The sequence below is a fragment of the Streptomyces specialis genome, assembly GCF_001493375.1.
GTDB classification, from domain to species: domain Bacteria; phylum Actinomycetota; class Actinomycetes; order Streptomycetales; family Streptomycetaceae; genus Streptomyces; species Streptomyces specialis.
The window spans coordinates 1-2,289 of the sequence record NZ_LN929845.1 but is presented as its reverse complement, the minus strand read 5'-3'; the positions used below and the strand labels follow the sequence as shown (position 1 = coordinate 2,289).

The following is a 2,289-nucleotide window of genomic DNA, read 5'->3' as shown; positions in this document are numbered from 1 at the left end:
ACCCCGACCACCCCGCCACCTGACCGCCCCGGCCTGCCCGCGCGGCCGGGGCGGTCAGGTGGCGGGGTGGTCGGGGTGGGGGGTTTCGGGTCCGGTTTTCGCGACGACCGTCTCGTCCGGGGTGATCGCGCGTCCGTCGGCGGCGCGGACGTCCAGGGGGCGCAGCGGGTGGCCGTCGCGGCGGTCGAGGAGGCGGGAGTGCGGCTCCCCCGGCTCGAAGCAGTGCTCCTCCCCCCATTGCCGCAGGGCGACGATGACGGGGAACAGGGCCCGGCCCTTGTCGGTGAGCACGTACGCGTGGTGGGCGCCGCCGCCGGGCAGCGGAGCGGTGTCCAGGACTCCGGCGTCGATCAGGGCGCGCAGCCGCGCGGCGAGGATGTTCTTGGCGATGCCGAGGCTGTCGCGGAACTCGCTGAAGCGGCGGCTGCCGTCGAACGCGTCGCGCACGATCAGCAGCGACCACCAGTCGCCGATGGCGTCGACCGAGCGGGCGACGGGGCAGGTGGCGGTGTCGAACCTGGTCCGGGCGACCATCGCGCCCTCCTTCCCGTACATCTGGTTGCGACATGCTACCTCGACGGACTACCGTCCCGGAGGTAGCAAGTTGAAACCATGAGGGGAGCCGTGACGCCCGATGTCCCGTGACCGCCGAGCCACCACGCTGCCGGCCGAGCCGACCGCCGCCGCGGGCACCGCCGCGCCGCCGCGCGGGCTCGTCGTCCTGTTCGCCGTCGCCTGCGGCAGCGCGGTGGCCAACGTCTACTTCGCGCAGCCGCTGCTGGTCACCCTCGGCCAGGAGTTCTCCCTGACTCCCGGCCTGCTCGGCGCGGTCGTCATGGTCACGCAACTCGGCTACGGGCTGGGCCTGTTCCTGCTGGTCCCGCTGGGGGATCTGGTGGATCGGCGCCGTCTGATCACCGTCCAGCTCGCCCTGCTCGCGGCGGCCCTGCTGACCGTGGCACTGGCACCCGCCGCCGCCGTGCTGCTGGCCGGGCTCGGCGCGGTCGGGCTGCTGGCCGTGGTCACCCAGACGATGGTCGCCGCGGCCGCCGCCCTGGCCGCGCCGGACCGGCGCGGGCGTGTCGTCGGAGCCGTGACCAGCGGTGTCGTCATCGGCATCCTGCTGGCGCGTGCCGTGGCGGGGCTGCTGGCCGATCTCGCCGGATGGCGCTCGGTGTATCTGTTCTCGGCCCTGCTGACCGCCGCCGTGGCGTGCGTGCTGCACCGGACGCTGCCCGGCGGCGGGGCGCGGGTACCGGGCATGACGTACGGCGGGCTGCTGCGTTCCACGGTCGCCGTGTTCGCGCGCCATCCCGTGCTGCGGGTGCGTGCCGGGCTGGCGCTGCTGACGTTCGCCGCCTTCAGCACGCTGTGGAGCGGTGTCGTCCAGCCGCTGAGCAGCCCGCCGTGGTCGCTGTCGCACACCGCGATCGGCGCGTTCGGGCTGGTCGGCGCGGCCGGTGCGGTGGCAGCCGCGGCGGCGGGCCGCTGGAGCGATCGCGGTCTGGCGCGGCGCACCACGGGGGCCGCGCTGGTGCTTCTCGCCCTGTCCTGGGTACCGCTGGCCCTCACCGGCCGGTCCCTGTACGCGCTGGGTCTGGGGGCGCTGGCCCTGGACTTCGCCGTCCAGGCCGTGCACGTCACCAACCAGACCGTCGTCCACGCGGTCCGGCCGGACGCCGGGAGCCGGATCATCGGCGGCTACATGGTGTTCTACTCGGCCGGCAGCGCCCTGGGGGCCATCGGTTCGTCAACGGCCTACGCCGCGGCGGGGTGGACCGGCGTGTCCGCGCTGGGCGCCGCGTTCAGCGGTGCCGCGCTGCTCCTGTGGGCGGCGGCACGGCACCGGTCCTGACGTTCCGCTCAGCCGTCGGGCGGCTGGTAGGTGTCCGGCATGGAGCTGTGGTGTTCCACCGGCCGGCCGGTTCCCAGCCGGGCCCACAGCGCGAACACGCCCGCGCCCGCGGTGAGCAGCCCCACCGGGACGAGCACCATCAGCGACCACTCGGGCATGCCGCCTCCCCCACGGGCGTCCGGTTCCCTGCCCGTTCAGGGTAAGTCCCGGCGGCCCGGCGGGGGTTCCCCGGCGGGCCGCCGGGTGCCGGGCACGGAGCGATACGCGGGTGCGGGCGGTCGGGTGGGCGGGCTAGCGTCGCGTGGCATGAGGGATCGGCCGGAGGGTTCCGGGGGGGCGAGGGGGGGTGGGGGGTGGTCCCCGACGTGGCCTGCGGGGTCTGGGGCGCGGGGTTGGGCGCGCGCGGGACTGGTCCGGGCGGGCGTCGGGGGTGG

The 2,289-nt window shown here is 75.5% G+C and carries 3 protein-coding genes; 1 reads left to right on the top strand and 2 read right to left on the bottom strand.

Annotated elements, in window-relative coordinates:
• Positions 1–54: 54 nt before the first annotated feature.
• Positions 55–534, bottom strand: a complete 480-nt coding sequence (locus tag BN2279_RS09450; protein ID WP_059008287.1) for a winged helix-turn-helix transcriptional regulator — start codon at positions 532–534, stop codon at positions 55–57.
• 100 nt (positions 535–634) lie between these two features.
• Here BN2279_RS09450 and BN2279_RS09445 point away from each other — a divergent pair, with 100 nt between their 5' ends.
• Positions 635–1,855: an MFS transporter gene (locus BN2279_RS09445; protein ID WP_079032030.1), complete on the top strand. Its 1,221-nt coding sequence runs from the start codon at positions 635–637 to the stop codon at positions 1,853–1,855.
• An 8-nt stretch (positions 1,856–1,863) separates the two neighbouring features.
• On the opposite strand, the gene BN2279_RS29275 is transcribed toward BN2279_RS09445, so the two are convergent.
• Positions 1,864–2,013, bottom strand: a complete 150-nt coding sequence (locus BN2279_RS29275) for a hypothetical protein (protein WP_159037170.1) — start codon at positions 2,011–2,013, stop codon at positions 1,864–1,866.
• Positions 2,014–2,289: the final 276 nt, after the last annotated feature.